The following is a 25219-nucleotide window of genomic DNA, read 5'->3' as shown; positions in this document are numbered from 1 at the left end:
CTGTGGGACGCACCGCTTCGCGGTCGCACCGGGGCACAATGGCGTGATGGCCGTTTCGGTGAGCCAGACGTTGATGCAGGGCTTGGGCGAGCTGCGATTCCAGCCGACCGCCAAGCGGATCAGGGCGCTGCGCGGTCGCGCCGTGGTGGCGGACTCCACCCGCGCGGCGTTGGTGTGGGAGCCGAGGCGCGTGGTCCCGGTCTACGCGGTTCCGCTGACGGACGTGTTGGTGCCGATGACCGCCTCGTCCGCGGCGGGAGAGGCGACGGAGGTCCCCGTTCGGATCGGCGACGGCGAGACGGTCCTCGACCCGCGGACCGGATTCGGATTCCACAGCTGCCCGGGCCGGGCCATGAGCATCGAGACCGGGGAGGGCGTCCTCGACGGGGTCGTGTTCCGTCCCGACGACCCCGAGCTGGCCGACCTGGTGCTGCTGGACTTCGCGGCGTTCGACTGGCTCGAGGAGGACGAACCGATCCGCGGCCATCCACGGGATCCGTTCCATCGGGTCGACGTCCGCCGCAGTTCCCGGCGCGTCCGGCTCGAGCTCGACGGACTGCTCATCGCCGAGTCCGACCGCCCGTCGATGCTGTTCGAGACGATGCTGCCGTCGGTCCGCTTCTATCTGCCCCGCGAGGACGTCCGGGTCCCGCTGACGCCGACCGAGACGAGGACGTGGTGCGCCTACAAGGGCGAGGCGTCGTATTTCACCGTGGAGCGCGCGGGTGAGCGGGGGGTCGATGTGGCGTGGAGCTACGAGCGCCCGCTGCCGGACTGCCCGCAGATCGCCGGACAGGTCGCCTTCTTTCAGGAGCGGCTCGACGTGACCGTCGACGGCGCACCGTGGGTCCGGCCGCGTACGCCCTGGTCGGAGCCCGCGTGACGGCTGTACGCGACACGAAGTACGACGATGGGTAGGACCGGCTCCGCGGATCGCGGAGGGACGGTCTACGATTCGTCAGAGCGCAAGCAAGAGGACGTTCGCCTCGCAGCCCGGGGCCGGACGTCCTGAGCGGAGCCTGCGGAGCGACCAAGGGCACATTCAGGAGGATCAGTGACTGCCGTAGCGCCCCAGCCAGTCCCCGAGATAAACGCCGCCAGGCCCTACCCGGCGCGATTGGGACCCAAGGGCTCGTACATCTACAAGATGATCACCACCACTGACCCCAAGGTTCTTGGGATCATGTACATGGTGACGTCGTTCGCGTTCTTCCTCGTCGGCGGCCTGATGGCGCTGCTGATGCGTACAGAACTCGCGGTTCCGGGAATGCAGTTCCTGTCGAACGAGCAGTTCAACCAGCTCTTCACCATGCACGGCACGATCATGCTGCTGCTGTATGCGACCCCGATCGTGTTCGGATTCGCGAACTACATCCTGCCGCTGCAGATCGGCGCCCCCGACGTGGCGTTCCCGCGCCTGAACGCGTTCAGCTACTGGCTGTACCTGTTCGGTGCGCTCATCGCCACCGCCGGCTTCATCACCCCCGGTGGTGCCGCCGACTTCGGTTGGACCGCCTACAGCCCGCTGACCAACGCCCTGCACTCGCCCGGCGTCGGTGCGGACCTGTGGATCATGGGCCTCGCGGTCGGTGGTCTCGGCACCATCCTCGGTGGCGTCAACATGATCACCACGGTGATCTGTCTGCGCGCCCCCGGCATGACGATGTTCCGCATGCCGATCTTCACCTGGAACATCCTGGTGACCAGCGTGCTCGTCCTGCTCGCCTTCCCGCTGCTGACCGCGGCGCTGCTGGGTGTGTTCGTGGACAGACACTTCGGTGCGCACATCTTCGACCCGGCCAACGGCGGTGTCCTGCTCTGGCAGCACCTGTTCTGGTTCTTCGGTCACCCCGAGGTCTACATCATCGCGCTGCCGTTCTTCGGCATCGTCTCGGAGATCTTCCCGGTGTTCAGCCGTAAGCCGCTCTTCGGCTACAGCGGCCTGGTCTACGCCACGCTGGGCATCGCGGCCCTCTCCATCGCGGTGTGGGCGCACCACATGTACGCCACCGGCGCCGTGCTGCTGCCGTTCTTCTCCTTCATGACGTTCCTGATCGCGGTCCCGACCGGCGTGAAGTTCTTCAACTGGATCGGCACGATGTGGAAGGGCCAGGTGACGTTCGAGTCGCCGATGCTGTTCTCCGTCGGCTTCCTCGTGACCTTCCTCTTCGGTGGTCTGTCCGGCGTGCTGCTCGCCAGCCCGCCGCTCGACTTCCACGTCACGGACTCGTACTTCGTGGTCGCGCACTTCCACTACGTGCTCTTCGGCACCATCGTGTTCGCCACCTACGCGGGCATCTACTTCTGGTTCCCGAAGATGACCGGTCGCCTGCTCGACGAGCGCCTCGGCAAGTGGCACTTCTGGACGACCTTCATCGGCTTCCACACCACGTTCCTGGTGCAGCACTGGCTCGGCAACGAGGGCATGCCCCGCCGTTACGCGGACTACCTGCCCAGCGACGGATTCACCACGCTGAACACGATCTCCACGATCGGCGCGTTCGTCCTCGGTGCCTCCACGCTGCCGTTCATCTGGAACGTCTTCAAGAGCTACCGGTACGGCGAGATCGTCACCGTCGACGACCCGTGGGGCTACGGCAACTCCCTGGAGTGGGCCACGACCTGCCCGCCGCCGCGGCACAACTTCACCGAGCTGCCCCGGATCCGTTCGGAGCGTCCGGCGTTCGAGCTGCACTACCCGCACATGGTCGAGCGGATGCGTGCCGAGGCGCACGTCGGGCCCGGCCACGGCGGCAAGGCCACCGCGGTCCTCGAGGACGCGCACTAGCCGCAACGAACAACTCTCAAGGCCCCGCCCGAGCTTCGGGCGGGGCCTTGTGATTGGCACAATGGGTTCGAATCCGCGGTGTGAACCGCGGGATGGAGGGAGTTCTCGGTGGGTTCAGACACCACGGTGTTGGTCACGGTCACCGGACCGGACCGCCCCGGCGTCACCTCGGTGCTGTTGGCGGCGCTCTCGCGGCACCGCGTCAGCCTGCTCGACGTGGAGCAGGTCGTCATCCGGGGGCGCCTCACGCTCGGCGTGCTGGTGTCCTGCCCCAACGATGCCGACGCCCTCCAGGAGGAGCTCGAGGGGGCGATGGCCACCGTCGGCATGCAGGTCGACGTGGAGTCGGGCTCGTTCGCCGCGGCCCGGCCCGCGCCGTCCACCCACGCGGTGGTGGTGCTGGGCAGCCCGGTCAGTGCCCGCTCGTTCAGTACCATCGCCCGCGAACTCGCCAGGCAGGGCGCGAACATCGACTCCATCCGCGGTGTCGCCGACTATCCGGTGACCGGACTCGAGCTGATGGTCACCGCGTCCAACACCGGTGCCGAGGCGGACGCGGCCCTGCGCACCGGACTGGCGGAGGTCGCCGCCGGTGAGGCCGTGGATGTTGCGGTGGAACGGGCCGGGCTGGCCCGACGCGCCAAGCGGCTCATCGTCTTCGACGTGGACTCCACCCTCGTGCAGGGCGAGGTCATCGAGATGCTCGCCGCCCGCGCCGGCAAGGAGGACGAGGTCCGCGCCGTCACCGAGGCCGCGATGCGGGGCGAGATCGACTTCACCGAATCGCTGCACCAGCGGGTCGCCGTGCTGGCCGGGCTCGACGCGTCGGTCATCGACGAGGTGGGAGAGTCCCTCGAGCTGACCCCAGGCGCCCGGACCACCATCCGGACCCTGCGCAGGCTCGGTTTCCACTGCGGCGTCGTCTCCGGCGGCTTCCGTCAGGTGATCGAGGGCCTCGCGCACGAGCTGGAGCTGGACTTCGTCGAGGCGAACACCCTCGAGATCGTCGACGGAAAGCTGACCGGCCGCGTCATCGGCGACGTGGTCGACCGGGCCGCGAAGGCGGTCGCGCTGCGAAAGTTCGCCGCCCAGTCGGGCGTGCCGATGGAGCAGACCGTCGCGGTCGGCGACGGCGCCAACGACATCGACATGCTCAACGCGGCGGGCCTCGGTATCGCCTTCTGCGCCAAGCCCGCCCTGCGGGAGGTGGCGGATGCCGCGCTCTCGCACCCGTTCCTGGACGCGGTGTTGTTCATCCTCGGTGTCACCCGCCACGAGGTGGAGGCGGCCGACGCCGAGGACGGACTGGTGCGCCGGGTGCCGCTCTGATGGACGAGGGCGTACCCGCGGCGTTCCTGGCCCGGCACGCGATGCTGGCGGCGGGGTACGGCGGCCGCGCAGACCCGGAGGACCCGGCACAGGTGCTCGCCATGCCGATGGTCCTGCACATCACCAAGACGCACCCGCCCGCACGCAGCGACCTGCTGGCGGCCGCGGCCTCGGCGACGGTGGCGCTGTGCCTGGACGAGCGGACCGGGGCGGGCGACGACGGCGAGCCCGGCCCGTGGCAGCGGGCCCTGCTCGACTGGACGGGCTCGCGCATCCGGAAGGTCGCCCGCAGGGCCAGGGGCGCGCAGTGGCTCGCCGCGCAGCACGTGGACGGCGTGACCGTCGAGGTGGACGGGGCGCAGGCCCGGGCCCTCGTGCCCGGACCGGTCGGCGAGGTCGATCAGCGGATCCGCAAGCTCCAGATCGGGGGGACCGATCTCGAGCACGACGAACCGGGCCCCCCGGTCGTGGGCCTGCCGGTGCTGTGGGTGAACCGTTCCCTGGAGATGACCGTCGGCAAGGCGGCGGCGCAGGTCGGGCACGCGTCGATGCTGCTGGCGGGCGCGATGGCACCCGAGCGGGCCTGGGAGTGGTCGCGCGACGGCTTCCGCTGCGCCGTGCGGGACGCCGATCGGGCGCACTGGGCGGCGCTCGGCGAGCTGGTCGCCCAGGGCCGGGCGATCGCCGTGCGCGACGCCGGGTACACCGAGGTGGCCCCCGGGTCGATGACGGTGATCGCCCACCCCTGATCCCGGCCGGTGCCCGCCGAACCCGTCGGCCGGAAGGTCCAGCGGCGGCGAAGTGGCTCTTTCCAGGCGGTCCAGTTTTGGGGAGGCTGGCCGTCATGTTCACCCGACTCCCCGCCCGCCTCGCCGCCCTTTTCGTCGGTCTGTGGCTGTACGGGTTCTCGATGGCGCTGATGGTCGCGGCCGGCCTCGGGCTCGACCCCTGGGACGTGTTCCACCAGGGTGTGGCGCAGCGCACGTCGCTGAGCTTCGGCACCGTCACCGCGTTGACCGGCGCGGCGGTGCTGCTGCTGTGGATCCCCATCCGTCAGCGTCCCGGCTTCGGCACGGTCGCGAACGTCGTGGTGATCGCGGTGGCAGTGGACACCTCACTGGCCCTGCTTCCCGAGCTGAATTCGATGGCCGTCAGGGTTCCGGTGATGTTGTCCGCGGTCGTGCTCAACGCCCTCGCGACGGTGCTCTACATCGGCGCCGGGCTGGGCCCCGGGCCGCGGGACGGACTGATGACCGGCCTGGTCGCCCGCACCGGGCTGTCGGTTCGGTTGGTGCGCACCGGAATCGAGGTGGCGGTGCTGGCCACCGGGTGGGTGCTCGGCGGGACCGTCGGGGTCGGCACCGTGGTCTACGCGCTCGGCATCGGCCCGCTCATCCAGCTGATGATGCGGCTCGCGTCGCGGGACTCTCGCGCGCGGCGCGGCGGCGCGGCGATCCCGGTGGCACCGGTGCCCGTGACCGTGGGTGAGGGGTGCCCGGCCCGGTGACCTGCGGGTCGACCGAATCCGGCGACACGCAACCCGATCCTGCCGCGTGCACTCGACGCGGGTAGGTCAAGATGGGCGTCGTGTCCGAACTTGATCCCGATCTGCTCATCGATTTCGACGACGTGCTCATCCGCCGTGGCGGTGTCACCCTGGTGGGTCCCGTGACCTGGAAGGTGGAGCTCGACGAGAAGTGGGTTGTCCTCGGGCCCAACGGCGCGGGCAAGACCTCGCTGCTGCGGATCGCGGCCGCCGAGGTGCACCCGACGTCGGGGAAGGCTCACCTGCTCGGGGAGGTCCTGGGCCGCGTCGACGTCACCGAGCTGCGCCCGCGGATCGGACTCTCGTCCTCCGCGCTCGCGCACCGGGTACCCGCAGACGAGATGGTCCTCGATCTGGTGGTGTCGGCCGGCTACGCGGTGCTGGGCCGGTGGCGGGAACGGTACGAGGAGATGGACACCACCCGCGCCGTGGAGATGCTCGAGAGCCTCGGCGCCGAGCACCTCGCGAACCGGACCTACGGCACGCTGTCCGAGGGCGAGCGCAAGCGGGTGCTGATCGCGCGGGCCCTGATGACCGATCCGGAGTTGCTGCTGCTCGACGAGCCGGCCGCGGGCCTGGACCTCGGTGGGCGCGAGGAGCTGGTCGCGCGGCTCTCGGACCTGGCCGCCGACCCGGACGCTCCCGCGACCGTGCTCATCACCCACCACGTCGAGGAGATCCCCCCGGGATTCACGCACGCCCTGCTCCTCAAGGAGGGTGAGGTGGTCTCGCAGGGGCTGATCGACGACGTGATCACCGCGGAGAACCTGACGCACGCGTTCAGCCAGGCGATCAGCCTGGACAAGGTCGACGGGCGGTTCTTCGCCAGGCGCACCCGGCTGCCGGGTCAGCACCGGCGCTGAGGCGCCCGCGGCAGGGCGCAATGGTGAGCCGCGCGAACCACCGGTGAGGGTGGCGTTGTAACGTCCGACACATGGCCACATTCGACCCACACCCCGAGGTTGCCCCCAAGGACGCCTCCACCGTCATCCTGGTACGTGACTCCGAGTCCGGACCCGAGGTGTTCATGCTCCGGCGCGTCGGGGGGATGGCCTTCGCGGGCGGCATGACCGTGTTCCCGGGCGGCGGGGTGGACCCGCAGGACGCCGACGCCGACGTGGCCTGGAGCGGCCCGCCGGTCTCCTGGTGGGCCGAGCGTTTCGGGGTGGACGAGGGCCGGGCGAAGGCGCTCGTGTGCGCCGCGGTGCGGGAGACCTTCGAGGAGTGCGGCGTCCTGCTCGCCGGACCCACCGCGGACACGGTCGTCGCGGACACCGCGGGATACGCGCAGGCACGCAAGCAGCTGGAGGCGCGCGAACTCTCGTTCAGTCAGTTCCTCGCACGCGAGAACCTGGTGCTGCGCGCGGATCTGCTGCGGCCGTGGGCGAATTGGATCACCCCGGTCGGTGAGGGCAGGCGCTACGACACCCGGTTCTTCGTGGCGGCCGCCCCGACCGGTCAGATCGCGGACGGCGAGACGTCGGAGGCCGCCGAGGTCACCTGGCAGACCCCGGAGCAGGCCGTCACGGATTGGACCGAGGGGCGGACCATGCTGCTCCCGCCGACCTGGAGCCAGCTGCGTGCGATCGGCGAATACGACACCGTCGCAGAGGTTCTCGCCGCGGAACCGGAGATCCCGGTGATCCTGCCGACGCTGTACCAGGAGGAGGACGGCTCGTGGCGGGTGCGATTCCCCGGCCAGGAGCCGTACTACGCCGCCGCCGCCCACCCCTGGGCCAAGCGGTAGCCTTCGCTCCATGGCTGAGTTTGTGACTCTCGAGGTATCCGACGGCATCGGCACCATCCGGCTCGCGCGCCCCCCGATGAACGCGCTGAATCGTCAGTTGCAGGAGGAGCTCCGGGCCGCGGCCCGCGAGGCCACCGTCAACGCCGACGTCAAGGCGGTCATCGTGTACGGCGGCGAGAAGGTGTTCGCGGCGGGTGCGGACATCAAGGAGATGGCGGAGATGTCCTTCGCGGAGATGAGCCCGGTCGCCGGTGACCTGCAGTCGGCGCTCGGGTGCATCTCCGAGATCCCGAAGCCGACCGTCGCCGCGATCACCGGCTACGCCCTCGGAGGCGGCCTGGAGATCGCGCTCGGCGCGGATCGCCGGATCGCGGGCGACAACGCGAAGGTCGGCGTCCCCGAGGTGCTGCTCGGCGTGATTCCCGGCGGCGGCGGCACCCAGCGCCTGGCCCGGCTCATCGGCCCGAGCAAGGCCAAGGACCTGGTGTTCACCGGGCGGTTCGTCGGCGCCGAGGAGGCCCTCGCGATCGGTCTGATCGACGAGATGGTCGCCCCCGACGAGGTCTACAACGCGGCTCGCGCCTGGGCCTCGCAGTTCACCGGCGCCGCGAGCCGGGCCATCGCCGCGGCGAAGGCGTCCATCGATCAGGGGCTCGACACCGACCTGAACACGGGCCTCAAGATCGAGGCTCAGCAGTTCGCGCAGCTCTTCGCGACCGAGGACCGGACGATCGGCATGGAGTCCTTCATCGAGAACGGCCCGGGTAAGGCGCAGTTCACGGGCAAGTAGCGGCCCGGCTTTCCGTGCAAAACTAGAACCTGTTCACACTCCTTACTACCCGGTAGGCTCTCACCCATGACTGCAAGCCCGAAGGACGGGATCGATCCCGCGCCGAACCCGCACGCCACGGCCGAAGAGGTCGAAGCCGCGCTCAAGGACACCAAGCTCGCCCAGGTGCTGTACCACGACTGGGAGGCCGAGACGTACGACGAGAAGTGGTCCATCTCGTACGACGAGCGCTGCATCGACTACGCCAGGGGCCGGTTCGACGCGGTCGCGGGCGACCAGCCGCTGCCGTACGAGCGCGCCCTCGAACTCGGTTGTGGCACCGGGTTCTTCCTGCTCAACCTCATGCAGGGCGGGGTCGCCAAGACCGGGTCGGTGACCGACCTGTCGCCGGGCATGGTGAAGGTGGCGCTGCGCAACGCCGAGGGCCTCGGCCTGCCGGTCGACGGCCGGGTCGCCGACGCCGAGACCATCCCGTACGAGGACGACACCTTCGACCTGGTCGTCGGACACGCCGTGCTGCACCACATCCCCGACGTGGAGCAGTCGCTGCGCGAGGTGCTGCGGGTGCTCAAGCCGGGCGGCCGCTTCGTCTTCGCGGGCGAGCCCACCACCGTCGGTAACTTCTACGCGCGCTGGCTCGGCCGCGCGACGTGGGAGGCGACCACCCGGATCACCAAGCTGCCCTTCCTCGCCGACTGGCGTCGTCCGCAGGCCGAGCTCGACGAGTCCTCCCGCGCCGCCGCGCTCGAGGCCGTCGTCGACCTGCACACCTTCGATCCCACCGACCTGGAGAACATGGCCAAGTCGGCCGGCGCCACCCAGGTGCACGCCGCGACCGAGGAGTTCGCCGCTGCGCTGCTCGGCTGGCCCGTCCGGACCTTCGAGGCCGCCGTGCCGCCGGAGAAGCTGGGCTGGGGCTGGGGCCGGTTCGCCTTCGGCGGCTGGAAGACGCTCAGCTGGGTGGACGAGAAGGTCCTCAAGCACGTGGTGCCGCGGGGCTTCTTCTACAACGTCATGATCACCGGTGTGAAGCCCGACCCGAAGTAGTGGGATACGAGTTCACCCCGGAGGACGTGCGCTACCTGACGTCCGCGGACGGCGTCGCCGCCCTCGCCGAGGTGGATCAGCTCGAACTGTCCACGCGCACGCACCTGGCCGACATCGGCCGGGTGCGTGCGCGTTTTGCCGACCGCTCCGGTGCCCTGGTCGAGACGGTCCTGCTGCGGCGCAGGGCGGTCGGCAAGATCGACGGCGGCCGCGACTGGTTGTTCACCGACGATGCGTTGCAGCAGACGACGCCGTCGGTGGTGGCGCGCAATCGGGCCCACCGGGTGGCGGGCCGGGCCGTCCACGATGTGACGTGCTCGGTGGGGGCGGAGCTGTCCGCGTTGGTCGGCGTCGCGAGCACGGTGATCGGCAGCGACCTCGACCCGGTACGCCTGGCGATGGCGCAACACAACGTGCCCGGCGCGACCGTCGTCCGCGCGGACGCGTTGGTGCCCTGCACCCGAGACACCGTCGTCCTCGCCGACCCGGCCAGGCGGGCGGGGGGCAAGCGCAGGCACGACCCGGCCGCGCTGCAGCCGCCGCTACCGGACCTGTTGGAGGCCTACCGCGGCCGCGACCTGTCGGTGAAGTGCGCGCCCGGACTCGACTACGACGCGCTGGACTGGCCGGGCGAGGTGGAGATCGTCTCGCTCGACGGGGGTGTGCGCGAGGCATGCCTGTGGTCGCCGGGGCTGGCCGGGGCGGGGGTGCGTCGCCGGGCGACCGTGCTGACCGCGGATGCGGGCTGGGAGCTCACCGACGCCGAACCGGACGAGATCCCCGAGCGTGAACCGGGGGAGTGGATCGTCGACCCGGACGGGGCGGTGGTGCGGGCGGGTCTGGTGCGGCACTACGCGGCCCGGCACGGGCTCTGGCAGCTCGACCCCCGGATCGCGTACCTCACGGGCGACGCGGTGCCCCCGGGCGTGCGCGGCTTCCGGGTCCTCGAACAGCTCAAGTACACCGAGAAGGCACTGCGCCAGGAACTCGCGCGCCTCGACTGCGGGGTGGCCGAGATCCTCGTGCGCGGGGTCGACGTGGACCCGGCGGTGCTGCGCCCGAGACTGAAGCTGCGCGGTTCGGTGCCGCTGAGCGTCGTGCTGACCCGGATCGGCCGGACCCCGGTCGCGTTCGTGTGCGCCCCGGGCGTGCGGGGCTAACGGAGGACGAACACCTCGCCGATCAGGGTCGGCGTGACGACCTGGCCGTCGGGGCCGATCGACGTGCCGACGGTGAAGCCCTCGGCGCCCGGCAGGGTGTCCTGGTCGAGGGTCTCGCCGGTGTCGGTGTCGAAGGTGAATGCCGCTAGACCGGTGTCCCCTTCGCGCACCACCGTGTAGCCGGTCGCGCCGCCGGTCTGCGCCGCCACCCCGAGCTGGACGACATCCTTACGCTCCCAGAGCAACTCGGCGTGGTCTCCCTTGTCCTCCAGGGCGAGCAGGTGGCCCTTGTCGGAACCAGACGGGATGATCAGGCCGTCCGCGGAGACGGACGGGCTGCCCGCCGCGGCGAAGCCGAGGCCGTGGCTCCAGCGGGGCTCCCCGGTCGCGGCGTCGAGCGCCCACAGCGTGCCCTCGTTGTCGTTCGCGTACAGCGTCGCCCCGTCGGCGGAGATCACCGGGCTCGACGTGACGCCGCCGGGCAGCGCATCGGAGGACCAGTCCTCGGTGATCCGGCCGTCGGCGTACCGCAGGCCGACGAGCTCGGTCTGCGGTCGGCCCGGCCGCCAGACCGTGAGGTAGAACCTGCCCGTCGCGAGGTCGATGGCCGGCGCGGTCGAGACAGGGCACTCGGGGGCGCCGAAGAAGCACTGCTCGAGGCCCTGCGCCGCGGGCGGCAGCGGCAGGTCCTTGGCCTCGTCGAACGTCGGGGTGGGAATCAGCTGGTACGACGGCACGATCTCCTTGCCGGTCTGGGTGCTGAGCACCGAGACGACGCCGAAATGCGTGACGAACAGCAGGTTTCCGTCGGCCGTGAACTGGGCGGACAGCGGCGTCCCACTGACCACGGTGCGCCAGCGCAGCTGGCCGTGCTCGTTGAAGGAGTTCATCGCGCCGTCCTCGCCGACGTACACGTTCGTGACGCGGTCGACGAGCGGGGTGGCGACGGCGACGCCGGGGCCGAGCCGGTTGCACCAGCGCTTGCGGCCGGTCTCGATCTCGAACGAGTAGAGGTTGCAGCCGTTCTCGCTGCGCGAGGTCACGAAGATCTGGCCGTTCGATGCGACGGATGCGGCCGTGGCGGTCGGCGCACCGATCGGGCGCGACCAGTCGAGTGAGATCGACCTGGTTCCGTCGGCTTCGCTGGTCCCGCTGTTGCGGGCGTCCGCGTGCATGGCGGGCCATCCGCTCGCGGCGTAGGCGTCGTCGAGCGGTGCGTCGCTGCTGCAGCCCGCGATGACCAGCACCGAAACTGCCGTCAGCATCACCGCTGCCGACTGGAGAACACGCCGCATTCAACACTCCTCGTGTGGATTTCGCTCGATGCAGACTATCCGGCCGCGCACCCCGGGGTGTGAACCCGCCCCGTCGCTGAATGTGGGCCGAGTGCCCGCCGAATGCGGGGTGAGCCGAGCGCGATGATCGGAGCGTCGGGGAGGGGGTGAAATCGGACTCGTTCAGAATTCAATTGCCGCAGACGTGGTCCGGGGCGAATTGTGGAGCAATGGGGCAGGTCCCATGCATCGCGTGATTGGACCGTTATTCGGAGCATTACGTATCGGGTCGCTATTGTTAGCTGAAGAAATCTTCCAATTCTCGGCGCAATTGTGTTTGAATGGCGAGATGGAACGGCCAGGGGGCGGAGATTTGAGCGCACCGCGGCGATCGCCGCGCGTGGACGCCAACGACAATCACCTGCTCGGCACTCCTCAGGCGGGGGTCGTGATCGTCGTCGGCCTGATCGTCGGGTCCGCGACCCTGATCGGCGTCATGACAGCCTCGGCGCTCGCGGTCATCGTGGTCGCGGTGACGGCGGCGCTGGTCGCGGCGCTGCTGGGCGGTGGCGGATGGCTCGCCGGTGGCGGCGGAGTGGGCCGTCGCGGGGCCCGCATTCGCTGACCGTAGGCTGCATGGCATGACCAGCATGTGGGGCGCACCGTTGCGCACGAGGTGGCGGGGATCCCGTCGGACCGACAGCGAGCAGGCGAAGTTCCTGACCCGCGACTCGCTCCGGTGGGTGCTCGCGAACAAGGCGTACACGCCGTGGTACCTGGTCCGTTACTACCGGCTGGCGAAGTTCAAGCTCGCGAACCCGCACGTGATCCTGCGTGGCATGGTCTTCCTCGGGAAGAACGTGGAGATCCACTCGACCCCGGACCTGTCGCGGCTCGAGATCGGCCGCTGGGTGCACATCGGTGACGGCAACGCGATCCGCTGCCACGAGGGTTCGCTTCGCATCGGCGACAAGGTCGTCTTCGGCAAGGACAACGTCGTCAACACCTACCTCGACATCGAGATCGGCGCGTCCACCCTGGTCGCGGACTGGTGCTACATCTGCGACTTTGACCACCGGATGGACGACGTCAACGTCCCGATCAAGGATCAGGGCATCGTGAAGGGTCCGGTCCGGATCGGCCCCGACACCTGGATCGCCGCGAAGGTGACCGTGCTGCGGAACACGATCGTCGGCCGCGGCTGCGTGCTCGGCGCGCACGCGGTGGTCAAGGGCGAGGTCCCGGACTACAGCATCGCCGTCGGCGCGCCCGTGAAGGTCGTCAAGAACCGCAAGGAGGCGTGGGAGGCCGGCGCGGCCGAGCGGGCCAAGTACATCGCCGCCCTCGAGGACATCGAGCGCAAGAAGGCCGCGGCAGCGAGCTGAGGCGCTGCGCGCCCGTGCGCGGTTGACGAGTCTCTGGACTCGGCAACCGCGCACGGGCGGCGGAGTCGCCTACCGGCCGGGCAGGGGCCGCTGGGGAATGTCGGGGCGTGCCAACGGGTGCCGCACCCGTCGCTTGGCGCTCAGGTAGACCTGCGCGGTGTCGACCGCGACCCGGTGCCAGTCGAAGTCGGCGGTGAGCCGTTCCCGGGCAGCCTCCGCCCGTCGCTGCGCCGCCGCGGGATCGTCGAGCACCTCGCGCACCGCCGAGGTCAGCCCCTCGACATCGCCCGGCAGGAACGACATCCCGGTGACGCCGTCGACCACGGCCTCGCCGAGCCCGCCCGCGGTGGAGGTGACCAGCGGAGTGCCCGCGGCCGCCGCCTCGAGCGCGATGATGCCGAACGGCTCGTACCGGCTCGGCAACACGATCGCGTCCGCCGCGTGCAGCCAGCTCAGCAGCTCGGTGTGGTCGAGATTGCCGAGGAAGGTCACCGAGCGCAGGACCCGGTTGGTGCGCGCTTCCTGCTGCAGCCACTCGAACTGGGTGCCCTCGCCCGCGACGGCCAGGGTGGTGCCCGGATGGCTGCGACGGATGCGGGGCAGCGCGGCGATGATGTCCTGCACGCCCTTCTCGTACTCGAGCCGGCCGACGAACAGCAGCCGCGGCGGGCCGGACCGCGGCGCGCGCTGCCGGTAGTTCCAGGTGGTGACGTCGATCCCGTTGCGGATCACCGTGATCGGCGGCAACTGCGGGCCGTACAGCTCGGTGACCTCGTCCTCCATCGACACCGAGCAGGTGATGATCGAGTCGGACTCGTTCGCCAGCCACCACTCCACCGAGTGCACCTGACGGTTGATGGTGCCGGAGATCCAGCCGCTGTGCCGGCCTGCCTCGGTGGCATGCAGCGTCGAGACCAGCGGCACGTCGAAGTACTCGGCCAGCGCGATCGCCGGGTGCGCGACCAGCCAGTCGTGCGCGTGCACGACGTCGGGCTGCCAGCCGTCGCCGAGGCCGGGCTTGCCGAGCGCGACCCCGGCGCGCACCATCGCGTGCCCCATCGCGAGCGTCCACGCCAGCATGTCCTCGCCGAACACGAAGTGGGCGGGGTCCTCCGCGACCGCCACCACCAGCACGCCCTCGGAGATGTGGGTGATGGTCGGGTGGGTCGACGCGTCGGTGCCCGTGGGGCGTCGGGAGAGCACGACCACCTCGTGGCCGGCCTCGACGAGTTCGGTGGCCAGGTGGTGCACGTGCCTGCCGAGCCCGCCGACCACCACCGGCGGGTACTCCCAGGACACCATCAGGACCTTCATGCGGGACCGCCGATCACGTCGTCGGGGAGCCGCCGGGCGTCGAGAGAGGGGAACAGCCCGTCGGCGTGGTTCCATCCGTCGGCCAGGCGCCGCGCCCGGTCCAGTTGGCCGGCGGCGAGGGCGCCGGCGATCTCACGGGTGGCGTGGGCGTGCAGGTGCGCGCGGTCGCGCGCGTACCCGGCGGCGGAGTCCTTGCTCACCATGAACGCCCAGTCGCTCTGCACGGTCATGATGGCCTCGCGCAGGATCTGGTCGTTGACCCGGTCCCGCAGTTCCGGCCTGCCCGGCGCCCGGTGCTCCCCGCGTGCCTTGTCCACCGCGTCCAGCGCGGTCTGCACCACCTCGGTGTTCAGCTTGACCAGGTCGGCGACCTGATCACCCGCCCACACCCGCCAGTCCTTGCCGCTGCCCCAGGAGGAATCGGTGAGCTCGACGGGTTCGCCGACGAAGCCGGCGGCCCTGGCGTCGGCCAGGGTGCCGACCGGGATGCCCGCCTCCGGCAGCGCGCGCAGAACCTTCTCCAGCCACTGCGGACCCTCGAACCACCAGTGCCCGAACAGTTCGGTGTCGAAGGCCGCGACCACGAGGGCGGGCCTGCCGATGCGTTCGCTCTCCGAGCGCATCCGCGACTTCACCGTGTCGACGAAGTCCGCGACGTGCCGGTCGACGGCCGCGGCGGCGAGTTCGGGGTCGTACGGCGCCTTGTCCTTGGAGTCGACCGTCCGGCCGGTGACCCGCGCGGGCTTGAGGCCGGTGTCGTGGTCGTAGGTGTGGAAGTCGCGGTAGGCGCCGTCGCCCGGGTAGCCGGACTTCGGCGACCACACCCGGTAGGAGACCTGCAGGTCCCGCCCGAAGGCGACCACGTCGGAGTCGCGGACCGGGCGGCCGAGGGAGGTGTCGCCACGCAGTGAGGGGCCGTCCACCATGAAGTGCTGCACGCCTGCGGCGGCGTACTCCCGCTCCATCCCGGGCGTGTAGCCGCATTCGGGTGCCCAGATCCCGGATGGCCTTGTGCCCCACCGCGATTGGGCGTCGGCGAGGCCCTCGGTGAGCTGGAACGAGCGCAGTCGCGGGTGGAGCAGCGGCTGGAACGGGTGGGCGAGCGGGCCGCCGAGGAGCTCGATGGCGTCGGCGTCGATCAGCCCCCGCAGCACCGGCGAGCCGCCGTGCGCCCAGCGTTCCTCGAAGTCCGTCAGCGCCTCCGCGGCGAGCCGGTGCTCGCGGGCGCCGAGGTCGCGGTGCGCCTGGTCGCGCATGCCCGCGGCCTCGTGGGCGCGCAGCTGCCAGTTGCCCAGCCAGTGGTGCATGCCCGCCAGGCAGTGCGGGTCGTCGAGCTGGGCCGCGAGCACCGGGGTGATGCCGAGGCTGAGCAGCCGGGTGCGGCCCTCCGCGGCGAGCGTGCGCAGCACGCGGGCCACGGGCAGATAGGTGGCCGCCCAGGACTGGTAGAGCCATTCCTCGCCGACGGGCCACCGGCCGTGGTTTGCCAGCCACGGCAGGTGTGAGTGCAGGACCAGGCAGAACATGCCCGGTTCCTGTGCGACTCCGGTCGGTTGGTTCACCGCGGCACCGCGGGCTTCCGTGCGATGGCGACCAGGTCGAGGCTGGCGTCGATGTCGGGCTCGGTGAGCGCGAAGTCGTCCACGGTGATGGCCTCGACGTCGGCGACGAGGTCCGCGGGCCACGGCTCGCCCGCCAGCGCGCGGTCGATCTGGGCGTCGATGAAGGAGCCGCCGTGCTTTGCATCGAGCTCACGCAGCCGGGGGCCGTGGTGCACACCCGTCATCAGGTCGACGACGAAGCCGGCCTCCTCGAGGAGTTCGGTCATCTCGGCGGCGTTGAGCTCGCGGGTGTGGAACGGGTTGAGCGGGGTGTCCCGGCCGGGGGAGAAGGTGATCCGGTTCGGGGTGCTGATCAGCAGCTCGCCGCCGGGGGTGAGCACGCGGTAGCACTCGGCCAGGAACTGGGCCTGGTCCCACAGGTGCTCGATCACCTGGAAGTTGACCACGATCCCGACTCTGGCGTCGGGCAGGGGGAGGTCCGCGAGGTTGCCCTGACGCATGTCGATGCGCGGGTAGCGGGCGCGCACGTGCTCGACGGCGGAGGTGTCGTAGTCGAGCCCGATGACCTTCTCGGCGACATCGGCAATCATGTTGGCGCCGTAGCCTTCTCCGGATCCGGCCTCGAGCACCACCCGGCCTGCGCAGCGCTCGAGCAGCCGCTGGTACACCACCTCGTGGCGGCGGAACCAGTAGTTCTCCTCGGGCACACCCGGGACCGTGCGCTCGCCGGTCAGGGGGAGGGTCGCTTCGCTCGGCTGCGGGGTCGCCTCGGCGGCCGCCGGGTGCTGATCGGCGTCGACGGACATGGCCGGGGTCGAGACAGATGAATCGCTCACCGCTGCGAGGTTAGTGCCCCCGGTGTCAGAACTGGTCGGGGTGGTCCACATCACAGACATGAATGATCCTCCTGGCCGTTATGGTGGACGAGGTTTCCCACCCAAGTTACCGACCGGTAACTTAACATGGGGTAATCTGACGCACACCCGACGTGCGAACGAGACGGTTACGCGAGCGCTCCTCCTCGACGTGGAGCTGCTCTCGATCATCAGGCAGAAATACACAGGAGGTCGACGAAGACCCATGACGAACATCGTCGTTTTGATCAAGCAGGTCCCTGACACCTGGTCCGAGCGCAAGCTCACCGATGGTGACTTCACGCTGGACCGCGAGGCCGCGGACGCCGTGCTCGACGAGATCAACGAGCGCGCGGTCGAGGAGGCCCTGCTCATCAAGGAGGCGCAGGGGGGCGAGGTGACCGTGCTGTCCGCCGGCCCGGACCGCGCCACCGACGCCATCCGCAAGGCGCTGTCCATGGGTGCCGACAAGGCTGTGCACATCAATGACCCGGCCCTGCACGGATCCGACGCCATCCAGACCGGCTGGACCCTGGCCGCCGCGCTCGGCCAGATCGGCTTCGAGAACGACGAGCCGGCCGACCTCATCATCGCGGGTAACGAGGCCACCGACGGTCGCGTCGGCGCCGTCCCGGCCATCATCGCGGAGTACCTCGGCATCCCGCAGCTCACCCAGCTGCGCAAGCTGACCGTCGCCGAGGGCAAGGTCACCGGCGAGCGCGAGACCGACGAGGGCATCTTCGGCCTCGAGGCCACGCTGCCCGCCATCGTCTCGGTCACCGAGAAGATCAACGAGCCGCGCTTCCCGTCCTTCAAGGGCATCATGGCCGCCAAGAAGAAGGAAGTTGCGGTCCTGACCCTGGCCGACCTCGGCGTCGACCCGGAGACCGTGGGCGTCGCGAACGCCGGCACCACCGTCACCGCGTCCACCCCCAAGCCCCCGCGTACCGCTGGCGAGCGCGTCACCGACGAGGGCGACGGCGGCAGCAAGATCGCCGCTTACCTCGTCGGCCAGAAGATCATCTGATCGCGCCCCTCACCCAGCAGACCCACACGTAGGAGAAGACAGCAATGGCAGAAGTACTTGTGCTCGTCGAGCACGCCGAGGGTGCGCTCAAGAAGGTCAGCACCGAGCTCATCACCGCAGCGCGCGCGCTCGGTGAGCCGGCCGCGGTCGTCGCGGGCCCGGCCGGAACCGCGGCCAAGCTCGCCGAGGGACTGGCCGCTGCGGGCGCCGCGAAGATCTATGTCGCCGAGTCCGACGACATCGACGGCTACCTGATCACCCCGAAGGTCGACGTGCTCGCCGCCCTGGTCGAGACCGCCGCTCCGGCCGCCGTGATCACCGCCGCCACCACCGAGGGCAAAGAGGTCTCCGGACGTCTGGCTGCGCGTATCGGCTCCGGCCTGCTCACCGACGTCATCGAGGTCAAGGCCGACGGCAGCGCCGTGCACTCGATCTTCGGTGGCGCGTTCACCGTCGAGGCCAAGGCCAACGGCGAGGTCCCGGTCATCTCGGTTCGCCCGGGTGCCGTCGAGGCCCAGCCGCAGGCCGGTGCCGCCGAGCAGGTCACCGTCGAGGTGCCGGCTCAGGACGAGAGCGCCGTCAAGGTGACCTCGCGTCAGCCGATCGTCGGTGGCGACCGCCCCGAGCTGACCGAGGCCTCCGTCGTGGTCTCCGGTGGCCGTGGCGTCGGCAGCGCCGAGAAGTTCAGCGTGGTCGAGGAGCTCGCCGACTCGCTCGGTGCCGCCGTCGGTGCCTCGCGCGCCGCCGTGGACTCGGGCTACTACCCCGGCCAGTTCCAGGTCGGTCAGACCGGCAAGACGGTCTCGCCGCAGCTGTACATCGCGCTCGGCATCTCCGGCGCCATCCAGCACCGCGCCGGCATGCAGACGTCGAAGACCATCGTCGCCGTCAACAAGGACGAAGAGGCCCCGATCTTCGAGATCGCGGACTACGGCGTCGTGGGCGACCTGTTCAACGTCGCACCGCAGCTCACCGAGGCGGTCAAGGCTCACAAGGGCTGATCTCGCTTCACCGTCGGCGGCCCCGTTCCCTGGTTGGGAGCGGGGCCGCTGTCGTATTCAGCTCGCCGATCGGTCGGATGTCGCCGCTATCAGTCGATCGATGACATCCAGCGCCTGGCGCAGCTCCTCCACGTCGACGGCCGCGGACACCCGGTCCGCCCACTCGGCCTGTGCCGGACGCAGAGCTTGAATCGCGCCCCGGCCTGCCGGCGTCGGTCGCAGCAGCTTTGCGCGGCGATGCGCCGGGTTCGGCACGTATTCGGCCAATTGGCGCTCGACGAGCAGGTCCGCGATGCGTTGCACGCCTTGCCTTCTCAGTCCCATCGAGCGGGCGATTCCGGCAACGGGCGCGGGGTCGCCCAGTATGGCGCCGAGGACCTGCCACCACGCGGCGGTGAGCCCGACGGGTTTGGCAATCTGTTCCGCGGCGGTGAGGAACTGCCCGTTGAGCCGGAACGTTCGCATCACGATCTCGGTGAGCACGTCCCCGGCCGCGGTCCGGGTGGTCATCGGGCCGCTTGTTCGAGCCGGAAGAATGCCGCTGGATCGCCGGTTCCGTACAGGTCGAACCAGGCGTCCGCGACGTCGGGCGCGTAGAGGTCGAGAGCGTCGAAGATGCTGCGGGCGAACGCAACCGGTGCTGTTCCTGTCGCGGTGATCAGTCCGCGATCGACGACGACGGGCTCGTCGCGATAGTGGGCTGCGCCGGCGTATCTCGGCGCGAATGCCACGAACTGCGCTGCGTTGCTGGTGTGTTCGCGATCGTCGAGCAGGCCCGCGGCGGCGAGTCCGAGCGTTGCGCCGCAGATCGCGGCGACCGGAACCCCCGCGTCGAGGAACCGGCGGGCGGCGTCCGCGAACGCGGTGTTCGCGCCGGAGTTCGTCGGTCCCCAGGTCTCCGAGCCCGCCAAGATCAGCATCGCACTGGCGTCGGGCGACAGTTCGTCGAGCGTGATGTCGGGAGCGACGCGTAGTCCGCCCATCGTCGTGACGGGTTCGGTTGTGGCGCCGACCGTCACCACGCGATAGCGACCTGGCCGGCGCTGCCAGTCGCGCTTGTTGATGTGGGCTGTCACGTAGCCGACCTCCCAGTCCGACATGGTGTCGTAGATGCCGAGGTGTACCGCTTGCGGAGTCATGACAACATGTTGTCCTAATTGACAACACATTGTCAATGTTGGATCGTTCACCGAGGCGCCGTCAACGCGTCACCGCAGAGATGCCGGATCGCCGCCAAGGGCGTCGACGCTTCCGGCATGACCACAACGCCGGTCCTCACGCACGAATCCACGAGCGTCACCGTCGTCCCGAGGTACAGCCTGCTGCTGTCCTCGGACCGCGAGCATCGGGAGGCCGCGCAGCGGCTGCGGTACCGGGTGTTCGCCGCCGAGCCGGGCTTCGAGTCCGCGGTCCGCGGCATCGCCGACGGGCGCGACGCCGACCGCTTCGACGAGCACTGCGACCACCTGCTGGTCCGCGACGAACTGGCCGACGAGGTGGTCGGCTGCTACCGGATGCTCACCCCGGACGCCGCCCTCGCCGCCGGTGGGTTGTACACCGCCACGGAGTTCGACGTCACCGCGCTCGATCCGCTCCGGCCTCAACTCGTCGAGATGGGGCGGGCCTGTGTGCATCCCGACCACCGCTCCGGGTCGGTGCTGGGCTTGATGTGGGCGGGCATCCTCAACTACCTGGAGCTCACCGGCTATCGCTGGGCTATGGGTTGCGTGTCGGTGCCGATGCAGGCGAGGCCGACGGACTCGCCGGGAGCGAACGTGCGTGGGGTCCGCGACCGGCTGCTCGCCGAGCACGCCACCGCCCCCGACCGCCGGGTCCGCCCGCTGCGGCCGGTGCCCGGTCTCGACGAGATCGCGGCCCCCGCCCGCGCGGTGCTGCCCCCGCTGCTGCGCGGGTACCTGCGCCTGGGGGCCTCGATCTGCGGGGAACCCGCACACGACCCCGACTTCGGTGTCGCCGACTTCGTGGCGCTGCTCGGCATGGCGGAGGCCGACGAGCGGTACCTGAGCCGACTGCGGGCGGCCGCCGCCGCGGTCCCGGTGATCGTCCGGTGACGCACGCGTGGATGCCGTCGAGCCCCTGCGGGGACGGCTGTCTGCCCACCGCGACGGCGCGGGCAGGCGCGGTCCGGATGTCGGCCCGGTGCGCGCTGCTCGCCGCGATGGTGCTCTCGCTGCCCGCGCTGCTCGCCGCCGGGGCACTGCCCGGGTCCTGGCGTCGTCCGGTGCAGCGCGGCTACTCGCGGGTGGCGCTGCGGGGGCTGGGGGTGCGGCTGAGGGTGCGTGACGAGCGCGGCCTGGACCTCGATCCGGGGGAGCGGGGCGTGCTGGTGGTGGCCGGACACGTCTCCTGGGCCGATGTCCTCGTGCTCAGCGCGCTCGGGCCCGCCGACTTCGTGGCCAGGGCCGACATGCTGGACTGGCCGTTGCTCGGGACCCTCGCCAGGCGGATGCGGATCATCCCGATCGACCGGTCGCGGCTGGCCGAGCTGCCCGGCGCGGTCGACGAGGCCGCGGAACGGCTGCGGGCCGGCGGCCGGGTGGTGGCGTTCCCCGAGGGCACGACGTGGTGCGGACGCGCGTACGGCAGCTTCCGCCCCGCCCTGTTCCAGTCGGCAGTCGACGCTGGCGCGCTGGTGCAGCCGGTGGGGATCAGGTACTGCACGCCGGACGGCCGGCTGGACACCACGGCCTGCTTCGTCGGGGACCAGACCCTGGCGGCGTCGTTGCGCCGGACGGTGGGGTTGCGCAGGCTCGACGTGGAGGTGTTGCTCGCCCCGCTGCAGGAGCCGGGCACCGACCGTCGGGAACTGGCGCGGCGCTGCGATCGCGCGGCGCGCGCGATCCTCGGCGCGGACCTGACCGTGCAGGACATCCTCGACGGCATGGAGGCCCGCCCGACCGCCGCGGCGTGAGCAGGTCTACCAGCACAGTCGCGGTCGTGGCCGGCTCCGGGCGACGGGCTATCCTGGTCAGGTCATGACATCGCCCCACCCGAGTTCCTCCGACCGCAGTGACGTCGCCCTGCGGTCGAGCGCGCCTTCCCACGTCTACCTCGACCACGCCGCGACGACCCCGATGCTGCCCGAGGCCATCGAGTCGATGACCGCGGTGCTCGCCACGGTGGGCAACGCGTCCTCGCTGCACGGCTCGGGTCGTGCGGCCCGCCGCCGGGTGGAGGAGGCGCGCGAGTCCATCGCGGCCGACCTGGGCGCGCGGCCGTCGGAGGTCATCTTCACCTCCGGTGGCACCGAGAGCGACAACCTGGCCGTCAAGGGCATCTACTGGGCCCGCCGCGACGCCGACCCGCGGCGCCGCAGGATCATCGCGGGCGCCGTCGAGCACCATGCCGTGCTGGACGCGGTCGAGTGGCTGGTGGAGCACGAGGGTGCCGAGGTGACGTGGCTGCCGGTGGACTCGCAGTGCCGCATCGACCCCGAGGCGCTGCGCGTCGAGCTGGCCGCCGGTGCCGACGAGGTCGCGCTGGTCACCGTGATGTGGGCGAACAACGAGGTCGGTTCGATCATGTCGATCGCCGCCCTCGCCGCCGTCGCGACCGAGTTCGACGTCCCGATCCACAGCGACGCGGTGCAGGCCGTGGCGCAGCTGCCGGTCGACTTCGGGGCCAGCGGCCTCTCGGCGCTCAGCATCGCCGCGCACAAGTTCGGCGGGCCGCAGGGCACCGGAGCACTGTTGCTCGGACGCCAGGTGCCCTGTGTGCCGCTGCTGCACGGTGGCGGCCACGAGCGCGACCTGCGGGCGGGCACCCTGGATACCGCCGCGGTGGTGTCGATGGCGACCGCCCTTCGGAAGACGGTGTCGGACATGGATTCTCGCGCCGCCGAACTGGCCAGACTGCGCGACCGGCTGGTCGCCGGGGTGAGGGCCGTGGTGCCCACCGCGGTGCTCAACGGGCCGGTGGGCGACCAGCGGTTGCCGGGCAACGCGCACTTCACCTTCCCCGGCTGCGAGGGTGATTCGCTGCTGATGCTGCTCGACGCGGCAGGAATCGAGTGCTCGACCGGATCGGCGTGCACCGCAGGCGTGGCCAGCGCCAGTCACGTGCTGATCGCGATGGGCGTCGACCCGACCGTCGCGCGCGGGTCGTTGCGGTTCTCGCTCGGACACACCTCGACCGACGCCGACGTGGATGCATTGATCGCGGCGCTGCCGCAGGTCGTCGAGCGGGCCCGGATGGCGGGGCTGGCCGGCGCCGGAGCCAGGGGAGGGGTGCGCTGATGCGGGTGCTCGCGGCGATGAGTGGCGGAGTGGACTCCGCGGTGGCGGCGGCCCGTGCGGTCGCGGCAGGCCACGAGGTGGTCGGCGTGCACCTGGCGCTGTCGACGGCGCCGGGGACCCTGCGGACCGGATCGCGCGGCTGCTGCTCCAAGGAGGACGCCGGGGACGCGCGCCGCGCCGCCGACATCCTCGGGATCCCCTTCTACGTCTGGGATTTCGCGGATCGCTTCAAGGAAGACGTGATCGAGGACTTCATCGAGTCCTACGCCGCGGGCGAGACGCCGAACCCGTGCCTGCGCTGCAACGAGAAGATCAAGTTCGCCGCCCTCGCGGACCGCGCGATCGCGCTCGGGTTCGACGCCGTCGCGACCGGTCACTACGCGCGGCTGGAGGACGGCGTGCTGCGCCGCGCGGTCGACGCGGACAAGGACCAGTCCTACGTCCTCGGGGTGCTCACGGCCGAGCAGCTCTCCCGGGCGATGTTCCCGGTCGGCGACACCCCGAAGCCGCAGATCCGGGCGGAGGCCGCCGAGCGCGGGCTCGCGGTCGCGGACAAGCCCGACAGCCACGACATCTGCTTCATCCCGTCCGGGGACACCCGGGCCTTCCTCGGCGCCAAGATCGGGGTCCGGCCCGGCAAGGTCGTCGACGCGGATTCCGGCGAGGTGCTCGCCGATCACGAGGGCGTGCACGGGTTCACCATCGGCCAGCGCAAGGGACTGGGCGTCCAGGGCCCGGCGGCCGACGGCAAGCCGCGCTACGTCACCGCCATCGAACCCGAGACCGGCACCGTGACCGTCGGTTCGGCCGAGCGCCTGCAGGTCTGGTCGATCGCGGCCGAGCGCGCGATCTGGACCTCCGGCTCGGCGCCGGACGGACCGATCGAGTGCGTGGTGCAGGTCCGGGCGCACGGTGGGCTGGCCGAGGCCGTGGTCGTACCCGTCGACGGCGGACTGGACGTGCAGCTGCGCGAGCCGCTGACCGGCGTTGCCCGGGGGCAGGCCGTCGTGCTGTACCGGCCCGACCCCGAGGGCGACGAGGTCCTCGGCAGCGGCACCATCGTCGGCACCGGCTCGGACCGTCGGTGACGGCACCGGCCATCCCGGTCGGCGTCGCGACCGGCGTCGGTTCGTGGCCGGGTACCGATCCGCGGGAGGCCGCCGCCATCGTGGTCGGCGAGCTGCCCGCACTGCCACACCTGGTGGAGCTGCCCGACCGCGGGGTCGGCGCCGACATGATCGGCCGCGCGGCCGCGCTGCTGGTCGACCTGCCGCTGGACACGTCCACCACCGCCTACCGGCTCGCGCAGCGTCCGGGAGCGGTCACGCGACGGGCCCGCGACCTGCTGCGGCGCGACCTGGACGCGCTCGAGGAGGCCTGGGAGGTCGCCGGTCGCCGGGGCACCGACCAGCCGGTGAAGGTCCAGGCCGTCGGGCCGTTGACGTTGGCGGCGCAGGTCGAGCTGTCCGGTGGGCACCGCGTGCTCACCGATGCGGGTGCGCTGCGCGACCTGGCCGAATCGCTGGCCGAGGGGCTGAGCGTGCACGTCGCCGAGGTGGCCCGCAGGCTCGGCTCGCCGGTGGTGGTGCAGCTCGACGAGCCCGGGCTGCCCGCGGTGCTGGCCGGTTCGCTGGCGGGCGTCTCGATCCTGCAGACCCCTCGCGCGATGCCCGAACCGGAGGCGCTCGCCGTCCTGACCTCGGTCATCGACCGGCTCGAGCCTCCGGTGCTGGTGCATTCCTGCGCCGCCGGGCCGCCGCTGGGGCTGCTGCGTCGGAGCGGGGCAGCGATGATCGGACTCGACCTGAGCGAGCTGACGGTCGCCGACCTCGACGGGGTCGGTGAACTGCTCGAGGACGGCATCGCGCTGGCGCTGGGTCTGGTGCCGACGCTGGGCGCGGAGCCCGCGCCGGGCTGGCGCGAACTCGCCGAGCCCGCGGTGAAACTCGTTGACCGGCTGGGGTTCCCGCGATCGGTCCTGGCCTCGCAGGTGACGGTGACGCCGCGATGCGGTCTCGCGGGCGCGAGCCCGGAGTGGGCGCGGACGGCACTGCGTCGGGCCGCCGAGCTGACGAGGGCATTCGCGGACGGCGCCGAGCTCGGCTGATACACGTTCGATCGGGGAGTTCTGGCGCGGCG

At 70.9% G+C, this 25219-nt stretch carries 25 protein-coding genes; 19 read left to right on the top strand and 6 right to left on the bottom strand.

Features of this window, described 5'->3' with window-relative positions:
- The first annotated feature begins 46 nt into the window (after window positions 1–46).
- The 10 genes from ACFQS9_RS05765 (at window position 47) to ACFQS9_RS05720 (ending at window position 10407) form a co-directional block, all read left to right on the top strand.
- A complete protein-coding gene (locus ACFQS9_RS05765; protein ID WP_378402439.1) occupies window positions 47–883 on the top strand; it encodes a DUF427 domain-containing protein in 837 nt (278 codons plus the stop codon).
- A 171-nt stretch (window positions 884–1054) separates the two neighbouring features.
- Window positions 1055–2788: an aa3-type cytochrome oxidase subunit I gene (gene ctaD, locus ACFQS9_RS05760; protein ID WP_378402437.1), complete on the top strand. Its 1734-nt coding sequence runs from the start codon at window positions 1055–1057 to the stop codon at window positions 2786–2788.
- A gap of 108 nt (window positions 2789–2896) precedes the next feature.
- Entirely contained in the window at window positions 2897–4117 is a 1221-nt protein-coding gene (gene serB / locus ACFQS9_RS05755) for a phosphoserine phosphatase SerB (protein ID WP_378402435.1), read from the top strand.
- Complete coding sequence (locus ACFQS9_RS05750) at window positions 4117–4866, top strand: aminoacyl-tRNA hydrolase (RefSeq protein ID WP_378402433.1); 750 nt, start codon at window positions 4117–4119, stop codon at window positions 4864–4866. Before serB ends, ACFQS9_RS05750 begins: the two co-directional genes overlap by 1 nt.
- A gap of 95 nt (window positions 4867–4961) precedes the next feature.
- Complete coding sequence (gene yczE / locus ACFQS9_RS05745) at window positions 4962–5624, top strand: membrane protein YczE (protein ID WP_378402431.1); 663 nt, start codon at window positions 4962–4964, stop codon at window positions 5622–5624.
- Window positions 5625–5695: 71 nt separating this feature from the next.
- The gene (locus ACFQS9_RS05740; RefSeq protein ID WP_378402429.1) at window positions 5696–6526 is read left to right on the top strand and encodes an ABC transporter ATP-binding protein; all 831 of its coding nucleotides are present in this window, start codon (window positions 5696–5698) and stop codon (window positions 6524–6526) included.
- Between the two features lie 71 nt (window positions 6527–6597).
- A complete protein-coding gene (locus tag ACFQS9_RS05735) occupies window positions 6598–7410 on the top strand; it encodes an NUDIX hydrolase (RefSeq protein ID WP_378402428.1) in 813 nt (270 codons plus the stop codon).
- A 10-nt stretch (window positions 7411–7420) separates the two neighbouring features.
- A complete protein-coding gene (locus ACFQS9_RS05730; protein WP_378402426.1) occupies window positions 7421–8200 on the top strand; it encodes an enoyl-CoA hydratase/isomerase family protein in 780 nt (259 codons plus the stop codon).
- A gap of 66 nt (window positions 8201–8266) precedes the next feature.
- Window positions 8267–9247 (top strand): class I SAM-dependent methyltransferase, encoded by a 981-nt coding sequence (locus tag ACFQS9_RS05725; protein ID WP_378402424.1) that lies wholly within the window; start codon window positions 8267–8269, stop codon window positions 9245–9247.
- Complete coding sequence (locus ACFQS9_RS05720; protein WP_378402422.1) at window positions 9247–10407, top strand: THUMP-like domain-containing protein; 1161 nt, start codon at window positions 9247–9249, stop codon at window positions 10405–10407. The genes ACFQS9_RS05725 and ACFQS9_RS05720 overlap by 1 nt, the downstream gene beginning before the upstream one ends.
- Here the strand turns inward: ACFQS9_RS05720 and ACFQS9_RS05715 are convergent.
- On the bottom strand, window positions 10404–11702 hold the full coding sequence (locus ACFQS9_RS05715; RefSeq protein ID WP_378402420.1) for an outer membrane protein assembly factor BamB family protein: 1299 nt from the start codon (window positions 11700–11702) through the stop codon (window positions 10404–10406). The two genes, ACFQS9_RS05720 and ACFQS9_RS05715, sit on opposite strands and share 4 nt — an antisense overlap.
- Before the next feature lie 379 nt (window positions 11703–12081).
- Between ACFQS9_RS05715 and ACFQS9_RS05710 the strand changes: the two genes are divergently transcribed.
- Both ACFQS9_RS05710 and ACFQS9_RS05705 read left to right on the top strand, forming a co-directional pair.
- The gene (locus ACFQS9_RS05710) at window positions 12082–12306 is read left to right on the top strand and encodes a hypothetical protein (RefSeq protein ID WP_378402418.1); all 225 of its coding nucleotides are present in this window, start codon (window positions 12082–12084) and stop codon (window positions 12304–12306) included.
- A gap of 16 nt (window positions 12307–12322) precedes the next feature.
- Complete coding sequence (locus ACFQS9_RS05705) at window positions 12323–13066, top strand: acyltransferase (RefSeq protein WP_378402416.1); 744 nt, start codon at window positions 12323–12325, stop codon at window positions 13064–13066.
- 69 nt (window positions 13067–13135) lie between these two features.
- Here the strand turns inward: ACFQS9_RS05705 and ACFQS9_RS05700 are convergent, their stop codons facing one another.
- The 3 genes from ACFQS9_RS05700 to ACFQS9_RS05690 are packed head-to-tail and all read right to left on the bottom strand — an operon-like array spanning window position 13136 to window position 16748.
- The gene (locus ACFQS9_RS05700; RefSeq protein WP_378402415.1) at window positions 13136–14380 is read right to left on the bottom strand and encodes a glycosyltransferase family 4 protein; all 1245 of its coding nucleotides are present in this window, start codon (window positions 14378–14380) and stop codon (window positions 13136–13138) included.
- Window positions 14377–15906 carry a 1,4-alpha-glucan branching protein domain-containing protein gene (locus tag ACFQS9_RS05695; RefSeq protein WP_378403159.1) on the bottom strand — a complete coding sequence of 510 codons (1530 nt, stop codon included), beginning with the start codon at window positions 15904–15906 and terminating at the stop codon, window positions 14377–14379. Before ACFQS9_RS05695 ends, ACFQS9_RS05700 begins: the two co-directional genes overlap by 4 nt.
- Before the next feature lie 32 nt (window positions 15907–15938).
- Entirely contained in the window at window positions 15939–16748 is an 810-nt protein-coding gene (locus ACFQS9_RS05690; protein WP_378403157.1) for a class I SAM-dependent methyltransferase, read from the bottom strand.
- A 274-nt stretch (window positions 16749–17022) separates the two neighbouring features.
- On the opposite strand from ACFQS9_RS05690, the gene ACFQS9_RS05685 reads away from it, so the two are divergent.
- On the top strand, window positions 17023–17823 hold the full coding sequence (locus tag ACFQS9_RS05685; protein WP_378402414.1) for an electron transfer flavoprotein subunit beta/FixA family protein: 801 nt from the start codon (window positions 17023–17025) through the stop codon (window positions 17821–17823).
- A 44-nt stretch (window positions 17824–17867) separates the two neighbouring features.
- Window positions 17868–18824, top strand: coding sequence for an electron transfer flavoprotein subunit alpha/FixB family protein (locus ACFQS9_RS05680; RefSeq protein WP_378402413.1), 957 nt, complete (start codon window positions 17868–17870; stop codon window positions 18822–18824).
- 57 nt (window positions 18825–18881) lie between these two features.
- Here ACFQS9_RS05680 and ACFQS9_RS05675 read toward each other — a convergent pair whose 3' ends face one another.
- Both ACFQS9_RS05675 and ACFQS9_RS05670 read right to left on the bottom strand, forming a co-directional pair.
- Window positions 18882–19334, bottom strand: coding sequence for a MarR family winged helix-turn-helix transcriptional regulator (locus ACFQS9_RS05675; RefSeq protein ID WP_378402411.1), 453 nt, complete (start codon window positions 19332–19334; stop codon window positions 18882–18884).
- Entirely contained in the window at window positions 19331–19963 is a 633-nt protein-coding gene (locus ACFQS9_RS05670) for a DJ-1/PfpI family protein (RefSeq protein ID WP_378402409.1), read from the bottom strand. The genes ACFQS9_RS05675 and ACFQS9_RS05670 overlap by 4 nt, the downstream gene beginning before the upstream one ends.
- 117 nt (window positions 19964–20080) lie before the next feature.
- Between ACFQS9_RS05670 and ACFQS9_RS05665 the strand changes: the two genes are divergently transcribed.
- The 5 genes from ACFQS9_RS05665 (at window position 20081) to ACFQS9_RS05645 (ending at window position 25187) form a co-directional block, all read left to right on the top strand.
- Window positions 20081–20896 carry a GNAT family N-acetyltransferase gene (locus ACFQS9_RS05665; RefSeq protein WP_378402407.1) on the top strand — a complete coding sequence of 272 codons (816 nt, stop codon included), beginning with the start codon at window positions 20081–20083 and terminating at the stop codon, window positions 20894–20896.
- The gene (locus ACFQS9_RS05660; RefSeq protein ID WP_378402405.1) at window positions 20893–21756 is read left to right on the top strand and encodes a lysophospholipid acyltransferase family protein; all 864 of its coding nucleotides are present in this window, start codon (window positions 20893–20895) and stop codon (window positions 21754–21756) included. The genes ACFQS9_RS05665 and ACFQS9_RS05660 overlap by 4 nt, the downstream gene beginning before the upstream one ends.
- Window positions 21757–21820: 64 nt before the next feature.
- Window positions 21821–23080: a cysteine desulfurase family protein gene (locus tag ACFQS9_RS05655; RefSeq protein WP_378402403.1), complete on the top strand. Its 1260-nt coding sequence runs from the start codon at window positions 21821–21823 to the stop codon at window positions 23078–23080.
- Window positions 23080–24168, top strand: a complete 1089-nt coding sequence (gene mnmA / locus ACFQS9_RS05650; protein WP_378402402.1) for a tRNA 2-thiouridine(34) synthase MnmA — start codon at window positions 23080–23082, stop codon at window positions 24166–24168. The genes ACFQS9_RS05655 and mnmA overlap by 1 nt, the downstream gene beginning before the upstream one ends.
- A complete protein-coding gene (locus ACFQS9_RS05645) occupies window positions 24165–25187 on the top strand; it encodes a methionine synthase (RefSeq protein WP_378402400.1) in 1023 nt (340 codons plus the stop codon). Before mnmA ends, ACFQS9_RS05645 begins: the two co-directional genes overlap by 4 nt.
- The last annotated feature ends 32 nt before the right edge of the window (window positions 25188–25219 follow it).

The sequence above is a fragment of the Rhodococcus daqingensis genome (assembly GCF_042665615.1).
GTDB classification, from domain to species: Bacteria; Actinomycetota; Actinomycetes; order Mycobacteriales; family Mycobacteriaceae; genus Rhodococcus_G; species Rhodococcus_G daqingensis.
Note: the sequence above shows the minus strand (reverse complement) of the source record. Positions and strands in the feature narration are given on the sequence as shown.

Excerpts from the sequence above, each read along its gene's own strand:
- ACFQS9_RS05765 (WP_378402439.1), top strand. The coding sequence starts at position 47 with ATGGCCGTTTCGGTGAGCCAGACGTTGATGCAGGGCTTGGGCGAGCTG.
- ACFQS9_RS05750 (WP_378402433.1), top strand. The coding sequence starts at position 4,117 with ATGGACGAGGGCGTACCCGCGGCGTTCCTGGCCCGGCACGCGATGCTG.
- yczE (WP_378402431.1), top strand. The coding sequence starts at position 4,962 with ATGTTCACCCGACTCCCCGCCCGCCTCGCCGCCCTTTTCGTCGGTCTG.
- ACFQS9_RS05740 (WP_378402429.1), top strand. The coding sequence starts at position 5,696 with ATGGGCGTCGTGTCCGAACTTGATCCCGATCTGCTCATCGATTTCGAC.
- ACFQS9_RS05735 (WP_378402428.1), top strand. The coding sequence starts at position 6,598 with ATGGCCACATTCGACCCACACCCCGAGGTTGCCCCCAAGGACGCCTCC.
- ACFQS9_RS05730 (WP_378402426.1), top strand. The coding sequence starts at position 7,421 with ATGGCTGAGTTTGTGACTCTCGAGGTATCCGACGGCATCGGCACCATC.
- ACFQS9_RS05725 (WP_378402424.1), top strand. The coding sequence starts at position 8,267 with ATGACTGCAAGCCCGAAGGACGGGATCGATCCCGCGCCGAACCCGCAC.
- ACFQS9_RS05715 (WP_378402420.1), bottom strand. The coding sequence starts at position 11,702 with ATGCGGCGTGTTCTCCAGTCGGCAGCGGTGATGCTGACGGCAGTTTCG.
- ACFQS9_RS05705 (WP_378402416.1), top strand. The coding sequence starts at position 12,323 with ATGACCAGCATGTGGGGCGCACCGTTGCGCACGAGGTGGCGGGGATCC.
- ACFQS9_RS05700 (WP_378402415.1), bottom strand. The coding sequence starts at position 14,380 with ATGAAGGTCCTGATGGTGTCCTGGGAGTACCCGCCGGTGGTGGTCGGC.
- ACFQS9_RS05695 (WP_378403159.1), bottom strand. The coding sequence starts at position 15,906 with ATGTTCTGCCTGGTCCTGCACTCACACCTGCCGTGGCTGGCAAACCAC.
- ACFQS9_RS05690 (WP_378403157.1), bottom strand. The coding sequence starts at position 16,748 with ATGTCCGTCGACGCCGATCAGCACCCGGCGGCCGCCGAGGCGACCCCG.
- ACFQS9_RS05685 (WP_378402414.1), top strand. The coding sequence starts at position 17,023 with ATGACGAACATCGTCGTTTTGATCAAGCAGGTCCCTGACACCTGGTCC.
- ACFQS9_RS05680 (WP_378402413.1), top strand. The coding sequence starts at position 17,868 with ATGGCAGAAGTACTTGTGCTCGTCGAGCACGCCGAGGGTGCGCTCAAG.
- ACFQS9_RS05675 (WP_378402411.1), bottom strand. The coding sequence starts at position 19,334 with ATGACCACCCGGACCGCGGCCGGGGACGTGCTCACCGAGATCGTGATG.
- ACFQS9_RS05670 (WP_378402409.1), bottom strand. The coding sequence starts at position 19,963 with ATGACTCCGCAAGCGGTACACCTCGGCATCTACGACACCATGTCGGAC.
- ACFQS9_RS05665 (WP_378402407.1), top strand. The coding sequence starts at position 20,081 with ATGACCACAACGCCGGTCCTCACGCACGAATCCACGAGCGTCACCGTC.
- ACFQS9_RS05655 (WP_378402403.1), top strand. The coding sequence starts at position 21,821 with ATGACATCGCCCCACCCGAGTTCCTCCGACCGCAGTGACGTCGCCCTG.
- mnmA (WP_378402402.1), top strand. The coding sequence starts at position 23,080 with ATGCGGGTGCTCGCGGCGATGAGTGGCGGAGTGGACTCCGCGGTGGCG.